We start from the raw sequence: 17,797 nt of genomic DNA, 5'->3' as shown, positions 1-17,797 counted from the left end.
CGGCTCCCCGGGGGGCCGGAAGGCCGGGCCCCGGTGGGGCCCGGCCTTCGGGTCAGCGGCGGGGCGGGCCGGGCGGGTTGTCGTCGCGCAGCTCCGGCGGGAGGAGGTGCTGGGGGGTCGACTGGTAGGTGACGGGGCGGAGCCAGCGCTCGATCGCGGTGGCGCCGACCGAGGTGGAGGTGGAGGTGGTGGCCGGGTAGGGGCCGCCGTGGTGCTGGGCCGGGGCGACGGCGACGCCGGTGGGCCAGCCGCCGACGAGGATCCGCCCGGCGAGCGGGGTGAGGGCGGCGAGCAGGCCGGGCGCGGCCAGGTCCTCCTCGGCGCAGTGCAGGGTGGCGGTGAGGTTGCCGGGCAGCCGGCCGAGGACGTCGGTGACCTGGGCCTCGCCGGAGTAGCGGGCGACGACGGTGACGGGGCCGAAGCACTCCTCCAGGAGGAGGGCGTGGCCTCCGTCGGCGAGCCGGGCCGCGTCGACGGTGAGGACGCCGGCGGTGACGGTGTGCTCGTCGGCCGCGCCGGGGGCGACGGGGGCCTCGACGCCGTCGAGGGCGGCCCGCTCGGTGACGCCCTCGACGAAGGCGGCCCGCATCCGGTGGTCGAGCAGGACGGCCGGGCCGGCCTGGCCGACGCCCTCGGTGAGCGCGGCGAGGAAGCGGTCGCCGTCGGCGCCGGCCGGGACGAGGACGAAGCCGGGCTTGGTGCAGAACTGGCCCGCGCCCAGGGTCATGGAACCGGCCAGGCCGGTGCCGAGCTCCTCGGCGCGCTCGGCGGCGGCGCCGGGGGTGACCACGACGGGGTTGAGGGAGCCGAGCTCGCCGTGGAAGGGGATCGGCGCGGGGCGGGCGGCGGCGGCGTCGAAGAGCGCCCGGCCGCCGCGCACGGAGCCGGTGAAGCCGGCCGCCGCGACCAGCGGGTGGCGGACCAGCTCGACGCCCGCGTCGAAGCCGTGCAGGAGCATCACGACGTCCTCGGGGAGGCCGGTCTTGGCGGCGGCCCGGCGCAGCAGCCCCGCGGCCAGTTCGGAGGTGGCCGGGTGGTCGGGGTGGGCCTTGACGACGACGGGGCAGCCGGCCGCGAGGGCGCTGGCGGTGTCGCCGCCGGGGACGGAGAAGGCGAGCGGGAAGTTGCTGGCGGCGTAGACGGCCACGACGCCGAGCGGGATCTTCCAGCGCCGCAGGTCGGGGCGGGGCGGCACGGCCGACGGGTCGGGCAGGTCGACGCGTACGTCGAGGAAGGCGCCCTCGTCGACGACGTCGGCGAAGGCCCGCAGCTGGGCGGTGGTGCGGGCGAGTTCGCCGGTGAGCCGGGGGACGCCGAGCGCGGTCTCGGCGTCGGCCGTGGTCACGACCTCGTCGGCGGCGGCGTCGAGGAGGTCGGCGGCGGTCCGCAGGAAGGCCGCCCGGGCGGGGCGGTCGGCCAGCGCGTCACGCGCGGCGTGCGCGGCGCGGACCGCGTGGTCGACGACGTCCGCTGTGGCCTCCGTCGCGACCTGCTCGCGCCGCTTCCCCGTACGGGGGTCCACACTCCACACTGCTGCTGCCGACACCGCTCCACCCCTTGTCCGCTCCGACCGTTCACCATGGCCGCCCACCAGGGCTGTTCACTATGATGAACGCTGTTCTTGTGCGTGAACGCTTCCGGGGTGGACTCTATTGACGCCACGGGCGTTCCCACAAGGGCGTCCGGACGTCAGGGAGAAGGGCGGGGTCATGGCGGGTGCCGACGTGAGCGGTGCGCAGGTGAAGTCCGCGGTGCGGACCGTGGAGCTGCTGGAGTTCTTCGCCGGCCGGCCCGGGATGCACACGCTGGCCGCGGTCCAGGAGGCCGTCGGCTACCCCAAGTCGAGCCTCTACATGCTGCTGCGCACCCTGGTCGAGCTGGGCTGGGTGGAGACCGACGCCACCGGCACGCGGTACGGCATCGGGGTGCGGGCCCTGCTGGTGGGGACCTCGTACATCGACGGCGACGAGGTCGTGGCCGCGTCCCGGGTGACCCTGGACCGGCTCTCGGACGACACCACCGAGACCGTCCACCTCGCCCGTCTCGACGGCACCAGCGTGGTCTATCTGGCCACCCGCCAGTCCCAGCACCACCTGCGGCCCTTCACCCGGGTCGGGCGCCGGCTCCCCGCCCACTCGACCGCGCTGGGCAAGGCACTGCTCGCCACCCATGACGACGAGCGGGTGCGCGAGCTGCTCCCGGGGACGCTGCCGGCGGTGACCGAGCACACGATCACCGACCGGGAGCGGCTGATCGAGGAGCTGGCGGCCGTGCGCGAGCAGGGGTTCGCGGTGGACCGGGAGGAGAACACCCTGGGGCTGCGCTGCTTCGCGGTGGCGATCCCCTACCGGGAGCCCGCCCGGGACGCGCTCAGCTGCTCGGTGCCGGCCGCTCGGCTGACCCCGGGCCACGAGCAGCTGATCAAGGACGCCCTGTTCGACGCGCGCGACCGGCTGACGCTGGCCACCCGGCGGTTGTGAGCCCGGCGGTGCGCGGGGCCCGGGGGACGCGCACCGGCGGCGGTGCGCCCCGCCGACCGCGACGGATGCGTGCCGCATGAACGTTTCCTGAGAATCGGTCCGCCCCCGGAACGCCCCGCGCCGCCCCGTTCGTCCCTCCTGGTGCCATGAACAAGACGATCAGGCGCACCTCGGTCTTCGCGCTGCTCCTCGTGCTCGCCCTCCTGGGCCGGGCCACCTGGGTGCAGGCGTACGAGGGCAAGGCGCTCGCGAACGACAGCAAGAACCGGCGGAAGACCATCGCGCAGTACGCGCAGCCGCTCGGGAACATCGTCGTGGCCGGCTCGCCGGTCACGGGCTCGAAGCACACCGAGAGCGGTGATCTCGCGTACGAGCGCACCTACACCGACGGCGAGCTGTACGCGGCGGTCACCGGCTTCAGCTCGCAGGCGTACGGCGCCACCCAGCTGGAGGGCATCTACTCCGGGATCCTGGACGGCACCGACGACCGGCTGAAGAACCCGGTGGACGCGGTCACCCGCAAGCAGCAGGAGCCGGGCACGGTCGTCACCACGATCGATCCGGAGGTGCAGAAGGCCGGCTACCGGGCGCTCGGGAACAAGAAGGGCGCGGCGGTCGCGATCGACCCGGCCAGCGGCCGGATCCTCGCCATGGTCTCCACGCCCTCCTACGACCCCTCGGACATCGCCGGCACCACGGACGGCGAGGCGTGGAAGCGGCTGTCCGAGGACCCGGACAAGCCGCTGGTCAACCGGGCGCTGCGGCAGCCGCTGCCGCCCGGCTCCACCTTCAAGCTGGTGGTCGCCGCCGCCGCCCTGGAGGACGGCCTGTACTCCTCCGTGGACGTGGCGACCACCAGCCCCGACCCGTACACGCTGCCGCACACCCGGACCGTCCTGAAGAACGAGAACGCCTCCGCGCCCTGCGAGAACGCCACGATCCGCACCGCGCTCCAGTACTCCTGCAACAACGTCTTCGCCAAGATGGCGGCGGACCTGGGGCAGAAGAAGGTGAAGGCGATGGCGGAGAAGTTCGGCTTCGGCGAGGACGAGCTGGACGTGCCGGTCAGGGCCTACGCCAGCGTCTACCCGTCCGGGATGGACCCGGCGCAGACCGCGCTCACCGGCATCGGGCAGTTCGACGTCACCGCCACCCCGCTCCAGATGGCGATGGTCTCGGCCGTGATCGCCAACGACGGGCAGCTGGCCGCCCCGCACATGGTCTCCGAGGTGGTCGACTCCGACGGCGACCCGCTGCGGACCTACGCCGACGGCGACGCCTCCCGGGTCGTCTCCTCCGGCACCGCCGAGCAGCTGCGCAGCGCGATGGTGACGGTGGTGGAGAAGGGCACCGGGACCAACGCGGCGGTCCCCGGCGCCGAGGTCGGCGGCAAGACGGGCACGGCGCAGCACGGCGAGAACAACAGCAAGACGCCGTACGCCTGGTTCACCTCCTACGCGAAGGACCCGTCGACCGGGAAGCAGGTGGCGGTGGCCGTGATGATCGAGGACTCGGGCGCGGCCCGCTCCGAGGTCAGCGGCAACGGCCTGGCGGCGCCGGTGGCGCAGAAGATGATGGCGGCGGCGCTGAAGTGACGTCCGCGGGGGCCGGATTGGCCCCCGCGGCCCCTCACGCGATATGCAGGGGCACGCTCGTGCGCCCGAACGGAGGGCGCACCTTCGAACTGTCGATCTCGCCTGCTCCGCGGAGGACCGTCGTGCGTCGCCTGCCCCGTTCGCTGTCCGGCTGGACCATCGCGGTCTTCGGTCTGCTCGCCGCCGCCCTGGGGGTGGTGGGCCTGGTCGCCCCGGAGGCCCTGCTCACGGTGATGGGCTTCGAGCCGGTGCCCGACGGCGGGCGGGCGGACGGCGACCACACCCTGGTCTTCCTCACCGCCTCCTCGATGGCGGCGCTCAACATGGGCGTCTACTACGTGCTGGCCGCGCTCTCCGACTGGAAGGCGTTCTTCCGCTGGACGGTCCCCTTCCGGCTCCTCACCTGCGCGGTCTTCACCCTCGCGGTCGCCGGCGGACGGGCCCCGGCCGGCTTCCTCGGAGTGGGCCTGTGGGAGGGGCTCGGTGCCGTGGTCACGGGGGCGGCGCTGTGGTACGAGCGCAGGCGGACCACCCGCCCGGAATAGGGCAGGTGCCCGATCCCTCCGGGCCACCTCAGACGTCACGCTTCGGCCATGCGCTGGTATCTGACAGGTGTGGTCGTGTCCGGGTTCGGGACGACGGCGATGTGGCTGGTCTCCGGGATCTGGGTCAAGTCGCTGACGGGTTCGGACGGGCTCGCGGCCCTCACCGCCTTCGCCCTCTGGGCCCCCGCCCTGCTCGGGCCGCTGCTCGGCACCCTCGCGGACCGGGTGCGCCGCCGTCCGCTGCTGGTCGCCCTCGACCTCGGGATGGCCGCCCTGCTGCCGCTGCTGCTCTGGGTGACCTCGGCCGACCGGGTGTGGCTGCTCTTCGCCGTCCTCGTGCTGTACGGGGCGCACGGCGCCGTCCACGACGCGGCCGAGCACGCGCTCCTCGCGACCGGCTACTCCAAGGAGCGGCTGGGCTCCGTCAACGGCTGGCGGATGACGGCCAACGAGTCGATGAAACTGATCGCCCCGCTCGCCGCGGCGGGGCTCTTCGCCCGGTACGGCGGTGGACCCGTCGTCCTCCTGGACGCGGCGACCTTCGTGCTGGCCGCGGGCGCCTTCGCCGCCATGCGGGTCAGGGAGGAGCGTCCGGCGCCGGCCGCGCGGGAGCGGGGCGCGTGGCGGCGGGAGACCGCCGAGGGCGTCCGGCTGCTCGCCGCCTCGCCGGTGCTGCGGCCGCTGGTCGCCACCGGGGCGTTCACCATGCTGCTCGCCGGGGTGAACGGGGCCGCGGTGTACGCGATGGTGGAGGGGCTCGGCCGGCCGCCCGCGTACGCCGGGGTGCTCTACGCCGTGCAGGGCGCCGGTTCGGTCCTGGCCGGGCTGACCACGGGGCCGCTGCTGCGCCGGGTGCCGGAGCGGCTGCTCGCCGCCGCCGGGCTCGCGCTCTTCGCGGCGGCGGCCGGGCTGCGGGCGCTGCCGCTGGAGGCGACGGCCCTGGCGGCGAGCGCGGTGGTCGGCCTCGGCCTGCCGTGGGTCCTCGTGGCGGCGATGACGGCGGTCCAGCGGGAGGCCCCGGCGGAGGCGGTCGGCCGGATCGCGGCGACCGCGAACACGGTGCTCTTCGTCCCGAACGCGGTGGCCCTGGCGCTGGGCGCGGCCCTGGTCACGGCCGTGGACGTCCGGCTGCTGCTCCCGGCGCTCGCGGTCGCGGGGCTGGCCGGGGCCGCCGTCGCGGCGACGGGCCCCCGGGCACGCGCGCGTGCGGGGGCCGCGGCGCTCTAGGGGCGTCTCTCTCCCCCCCCCGGCCCGGCCTGGGGGCAGGGCCGTGGCGCCGTAGGGGCCTCCCGCCGTAGGGCCAGCCCGGGGCAGGACGCCCCCCTGGGCCGTCTCCTTCGGATCGGTCCGCGAGCCCGGCAAGATCCGCGAGGGACGCCCCGGGGCCCGCCCCCGGCGTCCTCGTGGTGCGTGGGGGCGGAGGGCCGGGGAGCATGGAAGGGCGGCGGGCTCAGGGCCTGTGCGGGAGGAGGGCATGTGACGGCCGGATCCTTCCCGGAGACGGGCACGGGGACGGAGGAGGGTCGCGGCGGTGTGCCCGGCGGCCCCGAGGGCGGGACGGCCTTCGGCACCGGAGGGCTGCTCGACGTGCTCGGGGTGGCGGCCGTGGTGGTCGACGCGACCGGGCGGATCGTGCTGTGGAGCCCGCAGGCGGAGGCGCTCTTCGGCTACCGGGCCGACGAGGCCCTCGGGCAGTACGTGGCGCGGCTGATCGTCGGCGAGGAGCACCGGGCCGAGGCGATGCGCCTCTTCGGCGAGGTGCTGAGCCGGGGCACCACCTGGGCGGGCACCTTCCCCGTACGGCACAAGGACGGAACGACCCGCCGGCTGGAATTCCGCAACATGCGGCTCACCGACGCCGTGGGCGACCTGTACGCGCTCGGCATCGTCGCCGACCGGTCCGCCGTCGCCCGGGTGGAGACCGAGCTGGCCCTCTCCGACCGGCTGGTCGACCAGTCCCCCCTCGGCCTGGCCGTCCTCGACACCGGGCTGCGGTACGTCCTGGTCAACCCCGCGCTCGAACGGTTCAACGGGCTGCCGGCCGCCCTCCACCTGGGCAGGCGGCCCTCGGAGGTGCTGCCGGGCGTGGACGCGGCCGCCCTGGAGGCGGCGGCCCGGCGGGTCCTGGAGACCGGCAAGCCGCTCCTCGACGTGCAGGCGATGGGCGAGACCCCGGCCGACCCGGACGGCGGCGAGCACGCCTGGTCGGTGTCGTTCTACCGTCTGGAGGCGGCCGGAGGGCGGGTGCTCGGGGTGGCGGCCTGGGTGGTCGACGTCACCGAGCGGCACCGGGCGGACGCGGCGGCCGACCGGTCCCGGCGGCGGCTCGCCCTGGTCGCGGACGCCTCGGCCCGGGTCGGCACCACCCTGGAGGTGGAGCGGACCGCGGAGGAACTGGCCTCGGTGGTGGTGCCCGCCCTGGCCGACATCGCCGCCGTCGACGTCCTCGACTCGATGCTGACGCTGCGCCGGCCGGACGCCCCGGAACAGGGCCCGGCGCTCTTCCGGGCGCTGGCCGTGCGGGCCGGGCACGAGACGGAGGCGCTGGCGGCCGCCGACCCGCCCGGTTCGGTCGCGCTCTACGGCGCCGAGCGGCTGGTGACCCGGTGCGTGCAGACCGGGCGGCCGGTCCTGGTGCCCCGGGTCGGGGCGGAGGACCTGCCCCGGATCGCGCGCGGGCCGGAGGCGGCCGGGCAGCTGGCGCGGGCCGGGGTGCACTCGTACCTGGCGGTGCCGCTGATCGCGCGCGGCGAGGTGCTGGGCGCGCTCGACCTGAAGCGCGACCGGCACAACCCCCTGCCGTTCGACGCGGACGACGTGCTGCTCGCGGTGGAGCTGGCCGCCCGGGCGGCGGTCGGCATCGACAACGCCCGCTGGTACCAGAACGTGCGGAACGCGGCCGTGACCCTCCAGCGCAGCCTGCTGCCCGGCGACCCGCCCGACCGTCCGGGCCTGGAGGCGGCCGCCCGCTACCAGCCGGCCCAGGCGTCCAGCGAGGTGGGCGGCGACTGGTACGACGTGATCGCGCTGCCCGACGAGAAGACGGCCCTGGTGGTCGGGGACGTGATGGGCAGCGGCATCGAGGCGGCGGCGACCATGGGCCGGCTGCGGACCGCCACCCGCGCATTCGCGGACCTCGACCTCTCCCCCACGCAGGTGCTGCGGCACCTGGACCGGATCGCGGTGGGCCTGGAGCACTCCATCGCCACCTGCCTGTTCGCCGTGCACGACCCCCGGCGGGGCCGCTGCCGGATCGCGAACGCCGGCCACCTGCCGCCGGTCCGCCTCCCCGCGGACGGCCCGGCCGAACTGGTCGGCCTCTCCACCGGTGTGCCGCTCGGCGTCGGCGGCGGCACCTTCCGCACGGCCCGGGTGCCCTTCCTGCCGGGCGACCGGCTCGTGCTCTTCACCGACGGGCTGATCGAGACCCGCGACACCGCCATCGACGACCGGCTCGACCTGCTCGTGACCCTCGTCGAGGCCACCCGGGGACTGTCCCTGGAGGAGAGCTGCGACCGGCTGCTGCGCGAACTGCGCCGCCCCGGCGCCGCGGACGACGTGGCGCTGCTCATCGCCAGGAGCACCCGATGACGGCCCGCGGGCACCGGCCGCCGCCGGGGCGCGGCTCCGGGCTGCGCAGTCTGGCCGGCCAGGTCCTCGCCCTGGAGGCGCTGATCGCGCTCCTGGTGATCGTGGCGGCGGTGCTGGTCACCTTCCAGCAGGCCCGGCAGGACGTGCTGGCGGACGCCCGGGTGCGGTCGCTCGCGGTGGCGGAGGCCTTCGCCAAGGCGCCCGGCGTGGACGAGGCGCTCGCCTCGGACGACCCGACGGCGGCGCTCCAGGAGGCGGCCGAGCAGACACGGGTGGCGACCGGGGTGGACTTCGTCGCGGTGCTGGGTCTCGACGGGGTGCGGTACACGGACTCCGAGACGGGGCTGATCGGCCAGAAGGCGACCGGCGACCTGTCCCGGGCGGTGGTGGACGGCGAGTCGTACACGGAGACCTTCCGGGGCGCGCCGAACGACGCGGTGCGGGCCGTGGTGCCGGTGGTGGACGACGACGGCCGGATCGTCGGCATGGTGACGAGCGGCATCGAGGTGCAGTCGATCAGCGACGTGGTGCAGGGCCGGCTGGTGGTGCTGCTGGCGGCGGGCGGCGGGGCGCTGCTGCTCGCGGTGGGCGGGGCGACGCTGGTGTCGCGGCGGCTGCGGCGGCAGACGCACGGCCTGGGCCCGGCCGAGATGACCCGGATGAAGGAGCACCACGAGGCGGTGCTGCACGCGGTCCGCGAGGGGGTGCTGATCGTCGACGCGGACAAGCGGCTGCTGCTCGCCAACGACGAGGCGCGGCGGCTGCTCGGCCTCGCGGCGGACGCCGACGGGCGGCCGGTCGCGGAGCTCGGGCTCGATCCCCGTACGGTCGAGCTCCTGGAGTCCGGGCGGACCGCGACCGACGAGGTCCACCGGGCGGGCGACCTGCTGCTCGCGGTGAGCGTGCGCCCCACCGTCCGGGACGGCGGCCCCGGCGAGGGCAGCGTGATGACGATGCGGGACACCACCGAGCTGGCCGCGCTGAGCGGGCGGGCGGCGGTGGCGCGGGGCCGGCTCCAGCTGCTGTACGAGGCGGGGGTGCGGATCGGGACGACCCTGGAGGTGGTCCGGACGGCGGAGGAGCTGGCGGAGGTGGCGGTGCCGCGGTTCGCGGACTTCGCGACCGTGGAGCTGCTCGAACCGGTGCTGCGGGGCGAGGAGCCGCCGCAGGACTCGACGCTGTCGGAGATGCGCAGGGCGGCGCTGAGCGGGGTGCGGGCGGACCAGCCGCTCCAGCCGGTCGGCGAGGTGATCCGCTTCCACGTGCCGAGCACGCCGATGGCGACGGCGCTGTCCGAGGGGCACGCGGTGGTGCAGGCGGAGCTGGCGGCGGCGGACGGCTGGCGGGCGCAGGACCCGGAGGGGGCGGCCGGGGCGCTGGCGTACGGGATGCACTCGCTGCTCACGGTGCCGCTGCTGGCCCGGGACGTGGTGCTGGGGATGGCGAACTTCTGGCGGGCGGACACGGAGGAGCCGTTCGGCGAGGAGGATCTGGAGTTCGCGGAGGAGCTGGCGGCGCGGGCCGCGGTGGCGATCGACAACGCCCGCCGGTTCACCCGGGAGCACGCGATGGCGGTGACGCTCCAGCGGAGCCTGCTGCCCCGGGTGCTGCCCGAGCAGAACGCGGTGGAGGTGGCGTACCGCTATCTGCCCGCGAAGGCGGGGGTCGGCGGCGACTGGTTCGACGTGATCCCGCTGCCGGGGGCGCGGGTGGCGCTGGTGGTGGGCGACGTGGTGGGGCACGGCCTGCACGCGGCGGCGACGATGGGACGGCTGCGGACCGCGGTGCACAACTTCTCGACGCTGGACGTGCCTCCGGACGAGATCCTGGGGCATCTGGACGAGCTGACCGGGCGGATCGACGAGGAGGGGGAGCCGACGCCCGAGGCGGACGACGGCGGCAGGGGGCGGGAGGAGACCATCACCGGCGCGACCTGCCTGTACGCGATCTACGACCCGGCGTCCGGGGTGTGCTCGATGGCGAGCGCAGGGCATCCGGGGCCCGCGGTGGTGCACGCGGACGGGCGGGTGGAGTTCCCGCCGCTGGCGCCGGGCCTTCCGCTCGGGCTGGGGCTCGGGGACCTGCCGTTCGAGTCGACGGAGCTGCTGCTGCCGGAGGACAGCAAGCTGGTGCTGTTCACGGACGGCCTTCTGGAGGACCACGGGCGGGACGTGGGGACGGGGCTGAGGCTGCTGCGGACGACGCTGGAGCGCGCGGACCGCAGCCCGGAGCAGATCTGCGCGGACGTGCTGGCGAACCTGCTGTCGCCGACGCCCCGGGACGACATCGCGCTGCTCGTGGCGCGGACCCGGCGGCTGCCCGCGGACCGGATCGCCGAGTGGGAGGTGGCGCGGGACCCGGCGGCGGTGTCGCCGGTGCGGAACGCGGCGGCGGCCAAGCTCGGCGAGTGGGGGCTGGACGAGGCGGCCTACGCGGTGGAGCTGATCCTGAGCGAGCTGGTCACCAACGCGGTGCGGTACGGGGCGGATCCGGTGCGGGTGCGGCTGCTGTACGACCGGACGCTGGTGTGCGAGGTGTCGGACGGCAGCTCCACGTCGCCGCACCTGCGGCACGCGGCGGAGACGGACGAGGGCGGGCGGGGGCTGTATCTGGTGGCGCGGTTCGCGGAGCGCTGGGGCACCCGGTACGGGCGGCGGGGGAAGACGATCTGGGCGGAGCTGCGGGTGGGACCCGGCGGCGGGGAGGGCGGCCCGGGGATCGCGGGTCCCGGTCCGGCTCCGACGGCGGCGCTCGACCTGGACGCGCTGGAGAAGCTGGCCTGGTGAGGGGGTGCGGGGGCCGCCGCCGCTCCGGACCACCACGCCCACATGGTATACCAAAAGGGTTCCGTCCGAGCCCCGAAGGAGCCCCCGTGAGCCCCACGCCCCGCACCGCGACCCTCTTCCACGACGTACGGCCCCTGGGCGGCCCCGCGGGCGACCTGGTCGCCGTCGACGGGGTGCTCGTCGCGGAGCTCCCCGAGGGCGTGCCCGTCGAGCGGGTCGACGGCGGCGGGCGGCTCGCCCTGCCGACCCTGGTCGACGCCCACATCCACCCGGACAAGACCTCCTGGGGCGAGCCCTGGTACCGCCGGCGCCCCGCCCGGGGCATCGCCGACTTCGTGGCCGGGGACGTGGAGCTGGCCCGGGCGCTGCCCACCCCGGTGGGCGAGCGGGCGCTGCGCCTGATGGCGCACGCGGCGGCGATGGGCACCCGCGCCATGCGGGCCCACGCGGACGTCGCCCCGGCCTACGGCCTGGCCGGGATCGAGGGCATCGCGGAGGCCGCCGCGAAGCTGGCCGGGATCGTCGACGTCGAGCTGGTCGCCTTCCCGCAGCACGGCGTCGTCCGCACCCCGGGCGCGGCGGAGCTGCTCGCGGAGGCGGCGGCGAGCGGCCTGGTCAGCCATGTCGGCGGCATCGACCCGACCGGTTTCGACGCCACCGGCGGCCGGGACGGCGACCAGCTGGGCCTGGTCTTCGGGCTGGCCGAGAAGCACGGTCTCGGTCTCGACATCCACCTGCACGACCGGGGCGAGCCGGGCCTGGCGGTGCTCCGGGACATCGCCGCCCGCACCCGTGCGGCCGGGCTGCACGGCAGGGTGGCGGTGGCGCACGCCTTCGCGGTGGCGGGTCTCGCGGACCGGGAGCTTGACGAGACGGCGGACCTGCTCGCGGGATCCGGGGTCGCGCTGACCACGGTCGCGCTGGGCGAGACGACGATCCTGCCCTTCCGCCGGCTCGCCGAGCGCGGGGTGACGGTCGGCCTCGGCTCGGACGGCGTCCGCGACAGCTGGAGCCCGTACGGCGACGCCGACATGCTGCACCGCGCCTGGCTGGCCGGCTGGGCCCTGGACGCCCGCCTCGACGAGGAGCTGGAGTCCTGCTTCGCCCTCGCCGCCCACGGCGGCGCGGCCCTGATGGGCCTGCCGCCCGCCGACCTGCGGCCCGGCTCCCCGGCCGACTTCATGCTGGTCGGGGGCGAGTGCGTGCCACAGGTCGTGGTGGACCTGCCGCGCCGCGACCTGGTGGTCCGGGCGGGCCGGGTGGTGGCCCGGGACGGGCACCTGGTCTGAGCGGTTCCGGGAGGACGGGCGAGAGCTGTACGGAGGGGGTTCCGGGCGGTTCTAGGCCGGCTCGGCCAGGGCGGCGCGGACCGCCGCGAGGTCGGCGCCGGAGGCCAGGCCCGCGTGGTAGAGCCGGAGTTCGGTCGCGCCGTCGGCGAGGGCGCGGCGGGCGTCCTCGGCGAGGCGGCCGGGGGCGCCGCCCATGCCGGTGACGACCGACAGGTTGGCGGCGACGGTGGAGCCGGGCGGCCGGTGGGCGGCGAAGGCGGCGAGCCGGCCGGGGCGGGCCACCACGCCGTCGGCGAGGCCGAGGACGTGCCCGGGGTCGGTGCCGGCGTCGGCGCCGCAGCGGTACGGGTCCGGATCGGCGTGCAGCAGGATGCGGAAGCCCGGCGGGGCGGCGGCCCGGACGGCGGCGACGGCGGCCTCCTGGAAGGAGCGGGCGGTCCCGGCGCGCCAGGCGAGGACGGGCGCGGCCAGGTCGCCGAGCTCCCCCGCGGGTCCGGTGCCGGCCCAGACGGGGGCGAGGGCCGCGCGGACGGCGGCGGCCAGCGCGTCCGGGTCGGCGCCCCCGTCCGCGTACCCCCGGCGGCAGTGCGGGCAGAAGCAGAGCGACAGCAGCAGCTGGGCCCGGTCGTCGAGCGGGACGCCGCCGGTCTTGTCGTGGGCGTGCAGGTGGGCGTAGCCGTACCAGCCGCAGGACTCCAGCTCGGTGCCGGCCGCGCCGGGGCGGACGGCGGCCTCGGCGGCGAGCTCCACGAGCAGCGCGCGGACCTCGGGGTGCGCGATGCAGGGCGCCCACGGGTAGCGGTCGCCGTGGGCGTTGACCACGGAGGTGTCCGGATGCTCGGCGCCGAGCCGGGAGTTGTGGGCGAGGACGACCCAGCTGTGCACGGCGAGGCCGGTGCCGTCGAGGGCTTCGGCCGCGCGCGCCCAGGAGTCGCCGGGGGCCCAGTCGCCCGCCGGGTACGGGGCGAGGCGGCGGCCCGCCCAGCGTTCCGGATCCGGCGGGTACAGCACGGCGGCGTGCTCGGCGGTGACCACCCGGCGCTCCGGGTGGCGGGGGCTGAGCGCCCGGGTGGAGTGGTAGGCGGCGGCGAGGGTGACCTGCTGGACGCCGAGCCCGGCGAGGAGCTCGGGGGCGGCGGGGTCGCCGTCGACGTCCCAGGGATAGAGGAAGACTCCCGTACGGGGGCGGGCGGGGGTGGTCACGGGCGCTCCCGGAAGTACGCGTCACACGGCTCCACGGCCGTTCACATCCATGAACGACACCCGAACGCTAACCGCGCCCGCACCCCCGGTCAAGGAGAAGGAACCCGGTGAGAACGCATCTTGACGCCCCCTCGCCCCCTCCCTAGCGTGTCCACGTCCATGAATGCAGCCCTCCGGCCGAGGAGTTCCGCCGATGCCCGCACCCCGCACCCTCCTGCTCACCGGTGCCGCCGGCGGTGTCGGCACCCTCATGCGGGGACTGCTCCCCGGGTACGGCTACGAGCTCCGCCTCCTCGACGTCGCCCCCGTGGCGGACGCGCCGGACGCGATCGTCGCGGACCTGGCCGACCGGGAGGCGGTGCGGGAGGCCGTGCGGGGCGTGGACGCGATCGTGCACCTCGCGGGCATCTCCGTCGAGGCCGACTTCGACGCGATCGTCGCGGCGAACGTCACCGGCCTCCACCGGTTGTACGAGGCGGCCCGCGAGGAGGGCGTCCGCCGGGTGGTCTTCGCCTCCAGCAACCACGCCGTCGGCTTCACCCCCAGCCCCGGCGCCGGGGACCCCCTGGTGCCGGTCGCCACCCCGCACCGGCCCGACTCCTACTACGGCCTCTCCAAGTGCTTCGGCGAGGACCTGGCCCAGCTCTACTGGGACCGGCACGGCATCGAGACCGTCTCGGTCCGCATCGGCTCCTGCTTCCCCGAGCCGACCTCGGTCCGGATGCTCTCCCTCTGGCTGAGCCCCGCCGACTGCGCCCGGCTGCTGCACGCCGCCCTCACCGCGCCGGACGTGGGCCACACCGTGGTGTACGGCTCCTCCGCCAACACCCGCGAGTGGTGGGACCTTTCGAGCGCGCGCGCCCTCGGGTACGAGCCGCGCGACGACGCGGAGCACTACGCCCCGAAACTCCCGCCCCTCCCGCCCACCCCCGAGGACACCCTCCTGGGCGGCCCCTTCACCCGCGGCTCCGTCGTCCGCGCGCGTCCCGGCCGGGCGACGTCCCCGGGCGGCGCGCCCGACTGCACAACGGCCGCGGGTCAGGGCCTGATCTCGCGATAGGCGGCCAGCGCGCCGCGCTCCGCCTTCGCCAGCAGGCCCTCCCGGGTCTGCGCGTCCATCCCGCGCGCCTCCGCCCAGAGGCGGGTCATGTCGACGCCCTGCGTGCGCAGCCGCTCGTGGCGCGTCTCCTCCGGAGCAGCGGCGAGACCGTCCAGCCAGGTCGCCGCGAGGTCCCGTCCTCCGGCGGCGCGGCCCTTCAGGAGCCCGTCGACGACGGCGGTCCGCCAGGCCCGGGACGCGTCCGCGTCGAGGTCGCCGGTGGCCGCGTCGGCGATGCCGTCGAGAACGCCGAGGGCGCGGGCGCTCTCGGTGGGGGGCACGCTGAGCCCGTACCCCTCGGCGTCGGCGGGGACGGCGGCAAGGCGCTGTCCGGTGGTCCGGGTCTCTGCCAGACGGAGTGTCGCGTAGGCGTCGGGGTCCTGGGCGATGGCGCGCAGGACGCCGCGGAGCGTGTCGGTCAGGACAGTCAGGTGGTAGGTGCCGTCGGACTTCCACGGAGGCTCGCTCGGGGCCGCTTTGGTCACGAAGTCCTCGACGGTGATGCCGCCGAGCATGGCGTGCAGGTCGGCGGCGTAGTCGGACAGTGCCACGGCCAAGGGGCGGCGCAGCGCCGGGTCGACGGTGACGTCGCCGGTCCCCTGGCCCCCCAGCGTGGTGAGCACGTCCTTGAGGGCTTGTGCCTGGGCGAGGGTGTGATGGCCACGGTCGTCACCGGCTGAGGCCTTGACGATGGCCTCACCGAGTGCCTGGCAGCTCATACCGGGCCGGACGGCCTCGCCGACGGACTTCTGGACACGGGGGTTCTCCGTCAGGTCGCCGCACGGAGGGGCCGACTCGCGGCCGAGCAGCAGCCATGCCCCGATACCGCCGAGCAGTGCCAGGCATATGCCGAGCACGATCACTGCCGTGGCCGCTCGGGGGCGACGGGCTGAGTCCTTGGGCATGGTCGACTTCCTCCGTGGGCGGCCGGGTCAGTTGGTGGTGTCGGTCAGATACTTCTGCGTCGTGTTGGTCCCCCGGTCATGGCCGTCGAGGATCTCGCTCTTGAGCCCTGCCCTTTCGTCGGCGTCGATGTCCTTGCGGCCGTCGGCCCACGAGTCGACCATGAGGTTCATCTGGTTGTTGGCGTTGAGGTAGTGGTCGGCGATGCCCGCGTTGGCCGTGGTGTCCGCTTCGGCCTTGAGGTTGTTGCCCATGACCCAGGCCCAGGTGTCGACGCCGCGCTGGATGGAGTCGCCGAAGGCGATGGAGACACCGCCGGCGGTGGTGAAGTACAGCGGGGTCACGGCCCCGCCGACGACGTGGTACGCCATCTTCGACTTCCAGTCCGCCGCACTGTAGGCGGACATGCGCTCGTCGTTGATGACGTCCTCCCGGATGGCGCTGTAGGCGCCGAGGGTGGCCCCCGCGTTGCTGAGGGGATTGCTCTGGGTGAAGCCGTCGGCGCCCTTCGGGATCTTCTCCATCTCCAGGCTGATGTAGCGGGACTCCGCCTTGTGGAGCGTCGCGTACGCCTCCGGGTCGTCGGACAGGCCACGCATGAACTGCGCCAGGTCCTTCTGGCTCGCCGCCATGTGGACCTTGTCGCCGTCGCGGAAGAAGCCCTCGCCCGTGGCGGCGGTGACGTACTGGCTGCTGCCCATTCCGCCGAGGATCTGATGGGTGTCCTCGGTGTACGAGGCGAGGGCACGGGAGAGAGGCTCCCGCATGTTCTCGTGCACCTTCTGATCGGGGCCGAGGCCGCCGATCACATCGTGCATGATGCGGGCCTGGCCCTCGGTGTGCGGGGTCACGGGCCAGGGGTCCTGGTTCGGTCCCAGAGGCGGGTGCCCGGTGGTCGACGACTCCAGGATGAGGCCCAGACCCGTACGGACGTCCCGCTCCTCGCTCTCGCGGTCGGCCTGGGTCTCGATGTTGCCGCGCCACTCCGGGGTGTCGACGAGGTTCCAGTCGCGATCCTTCAGCAGGTACCGCAGGTTGTCGTTCTTGCCCTCCGGCCCGGGATCGAGATAGGAGGTCGCGGCATCGGGATCCTTGGCCATGAGACCGAGCACTCCGTCGAGCGGGTCGTTGGCGAACCACCCGCCGTCCTTGCCGCTGAAATCACCCTGCAGGTCCCAGACGCCGGGGTCACCGCCGCGCTTCTTGTCCTCAGCCGTGCGGATGTCGTCGGCCAGGTCGTGCAGGAAGGAATCGGAGTAGCCGTCGCCCTGCTGCATGAGCGTGACCAGGCTCTGATAGCCGCGGACCTGCTGGCCGTGACCCCGGCTGATCACGTTCGGACGCTCGCCGGCCTCCTTGAGGTCGAACTTCTCGGTACCGGCCTGCTTCAACTGCTCACGGAAGTCCTTGTAGAACGCCGACTTCGGGTCCTGCATGGCGTTCGACAGGGAGTTCGCCAGCCCCTTCTCCAGACCGAGGTAGGTCTCCCGCTGCTTCTTGTCGTCGTGGTGGGCGAGATCGTTCAGCCTGTTCGTGAACCTCAGCGTGCCCTGGGCGCCCATCCCGTTCAGGAACGTCTGGGTGAACTCGGGCCGGGAGAAGTTGTCACGGAAGGACCGCTGCAACTCGGCCAGGTCCGCGGCCGAGACCTTCTCCCCGCCGTTGATCCGGGTGGCGATGTCCTCCGCCCGATCCGCCTCGTACAGTTCGACGTCGCTCTTCGCGCCCGCGTTGAAGCCGTCGAAGGTGCCGTCGAGCGGATTGCTGTCCACCACGACCGCCTCCAGAGCGATCCGGACGCCGTCGTCGGCGTCGGCCACCGCCTTGACGGCCGCGGTGATCGCCGCGTTCCACTCGCCCACCGACGAGCGGACCGAGTCCTGGTAGCTGGGGTCGTGGAGGTAGGCGCTGCGTTCGCTGTCACTGAGCCGGGCGGTGTCGAAGGATACGTGGCCCTGTTCGGACACCGCCATCCCCGCCTTGACCGCGTCGTCCCGGACGCCGCGCACCTTGCCGCGCAGGTCGACGAACTGGGCGTGCGCGTCGCGCAGCAGCGCGGCGACGGCCTTCGCCTCCTTCTGCGCGGCCCGGTACTCGCCCAGCGTCACCGAGAACCGCCCGTTCGCGGCGTCGGCGCTCAGCCCCTGCCAGGACGGGCCGAGGGAGACCCCGTGGACGTCCCGGTCGTACTGGTCCTCCAGCTTCTTGAACTCACCCGCCATGTCGTCCCACTTCGCGGCGGCGGCGGTGAGCTTGGACAGGTCCGTGGTCATCACTTCGTGGTACGTGGGCATGGCTCCCCCCGA

Annotated in this window: 12 protein-coding genes; 8 read left to right on the top strand and 4 right to left on the bottom strand. The window is 74.9% G+C overall.

Annotation, left to right across the window (positions count from 1 at the left end):
- Positions 1-52: 52 nt before the first annotated feature.
- A complete protein-coding gene (locus ACFYT9_RS29860) occupies positions 53-1,546 on the bottom strand; it encodes an aldehyde dehydrogenase (NADP(+)) (protein WP_389168854.1) in 1,494 nt (497 codons plus the stop codon).
- Positions 1,547-1,709: 163 nt separating this feature from the next.
- Between ACFYT9_RS29860 and ACFYT9_RS29855 the strand changes: the two genes are divergently transcribed.
- From ACFYT9_RS29855 to ACFYT9_RS29825, 7 genes are all read left to right on the top strand, one after another.
- Positions 1,710-2,480: an IclR family transcriptional regulator gene (locus tag ACFYT9_RS29855; RefSeq protein WP_376597140.1), complete on the top strand. Its 771-nt coding sequence runs from the start codon at positions 1,710-1,712 to the stop codon at positions 2,478-2,480.
- Between the two features lie 146 nt (positions 2,481-2,626).
- Complete coding sequence (locus ACFYT9_RS29850) at positions 2,627-4,075, top strand: peptidoglycan D,D-transpeptidase FtsI family protein (RefSeq protein WP_389168852.1); 1,449 nt, start codon at positions 2,627-2,629, stop codon at positions 4,073-4,075.
- A 122-nt stretch (positions 4,076-4,197) separates the two neighbouring features.
- Positions 4,198-4,620, top strand: coding sequence for a hypothetical protein (locus ACFYT9_RS29845; protein WP_389168850.1), 423 nt, complete (start codon positions 4,198-4,200; stop codon positions 4,618-4,620).
- Between the two features lie 48 nt (positions 4,621-4,668).
- A complete protein-coding gene (locus tag ACFYT9_RS29840; protein ID WP_389168848.1) occupies positions 4,669-5,847 on the top strand; it encodes an MFS transporter in 1,179 nt (392 codons plus the stop codon).
- 249 nt (positions 5,848-6,096) lie between these two features.
- Entirely contained in the window at positions 6,097-8,211 is a 2,115-nt protein-coding gene (locus ACFYT9_RS29835) for a SpoIIE family protein phosphatase (protein ID WP_389168847.1), read from the top strand.
- Positions 8,208-10,997: a SpoIIE family protein phosphatase gene (locus ACFYT9_RS29830; RefSeq protein WP_389168845.1), complete on the top strand. Its 2,790-nt coding sequence runs from the start codon at positions 8,208-8,210 to the stop codon at positions 10,995-10,997. Before ACFYT9_RS29835 ends, ACFYT9_RS29830 begins: the two co-directional genes overlap by 4 nt.
- Before the next feature lie 47 nt (positions 10,998-11,044).
- Positions 11,045-12,286, top strand: coding sequence for an amidohydrolase (locus tag ACFYT9_RS29825; protein WP_389168898.1), 1,242 nt, complete (start codon positions 11,045-11,047; stop codon positions 12,284-12,286).
- Between the two features lie 51 nt (positions 12,287-12,337).
- On the opposite strand, the gene ACFYT9_RS29820 is transcribed toward ACFYT9_RS29825, so the two are convergent.
- Positions 12,338-13,489, bottom strand: coding sequence for a hypothetical protein (locus tag ACFYT9_RS29820; RefSeq protein ID WP_389168843.1), 1,152 nt, complete (start codon positions 13,487-13,489; stop codon positions 12,338-12,340).
- A gap of 193 nt (positions 13,490-13,682) precedes the next feature.
- Between ACFYT9_RS29820 and ACFYT9_RS29815 the strand changes: the two genes are divergently transcribed.
- Entirely contained in the window at positions 13,683-14,549 is an 867-nt protein-coding gene (locus ACFYT9_RS29815) for an NAD-dependent epimerase/dehydratase family protein (protein WP_389168841.1), read from the top strand.
- Here the strand turns inward: ACFYT9_RS29815 and ACFYT9_RS29810 are convergent.
- Both ACFYT9_RS29810 and ACFYT9_RS29805 read right to left on the bottom strand, forming a co-directional pair.
- The gene (locus tag ACFYT9_RS29810; RefSeq protein WP_389168839.1) at positions 14,528-15,493 is read right to left on the bottom strand and encodes a hypothetical protein; all 966 of its coding nucleotides are present in this window, start codon (positions 15,491-15,493) and stop codon (positions 14,528-14,530) included. The two genes, ACFYT9_RS29815 and ACFYT9_RS29810, sit on opposite strands and share 22 nt — an antisense overlap.
- A gap of 27 nt (positions 15,494-15,520) precedes the next feature.
- Positions 15,521-17,764, bottom strand: coding sequence for a DUF6571 family protein (locus ACFYT9_RS29805; protein WP_389168837.1), 2,244 nt, complete (start codon positions 17,762-17,764; stop codon positions 15,521-15,523).
- Positions 17,765-17,797: the final 33 nt, after the last annotated feature.

The organism is Streptomyces sp. NPDC004435 (assembly GCF_042873895.1).
In the GTDB taxonomy this organism is placed as follows: Bacteria; Actinomycetota; Actinomycetes; order Streptomycetales; family Streptomycetaceae; genus Streptomyces.
This window is presented reverse-complemented; position numbering and strand designations above follow the sequence as displayed.

What these genes read in the sequence shown, in the direction of transcription:
- ACFYT9_RS29815 (WP_389168841.1), top strand. Translation starts at nt 13,683, where the DNA reads ATGCCCGCACCCCGCACCCTCCTGCTCACCGGTGCCGCCGGCGGTGTC.
- ACFYT9_RS29805 (WP_389168837.1), bottom strand. Translation starts at nt 17,764, where the DNA reads ATGACCACGGACCTGTCCAAGCTCACCGCCGCCGCCGCGAAGTGGGAC.
- ACFYT9_RS29850 (WP_389168852.1), top strand. Translation starts at nt 2,627, where the DNA reads ATGAACAAGACGATCAGGCGCACCTCGGTCTTCGCGCTGCTCCTCGTG.
- ACFYT9_RS29855 (WP_376597140.1), top strand. Translation starts at nt 1,710, where the DNA reads ATGGCGGGTGCCGACGTGAGCGGTGCGCAGGTGAAGTCCGCGGTGCGG.
- ACFYT9_RS29810 (WP_389168839.1), bottom strand. Translation starts at nt 15,493, where the DNA reads ATGCCCAAGGACTCAGCCCGTCGCCCCCGAGCGGCCACGGCAGTGATC.
- ACFYT9_RS29830 (WP_389168845.1), top strand. Translation starts at nt 8,208, where the DNA reads ATGACGGCCCGCGGGCACCGGCCGCCGCCGGGGCGCGGCTCCGGGCTG.
- ACFYT9_RS29840 (WP_389168848.1), top strand. Translation starts at nt 4,669, where the DNA reads ATGCGCTGGTATCTGACAGGTGTGGTCGTGTCCGGGTTCGGGACGACG.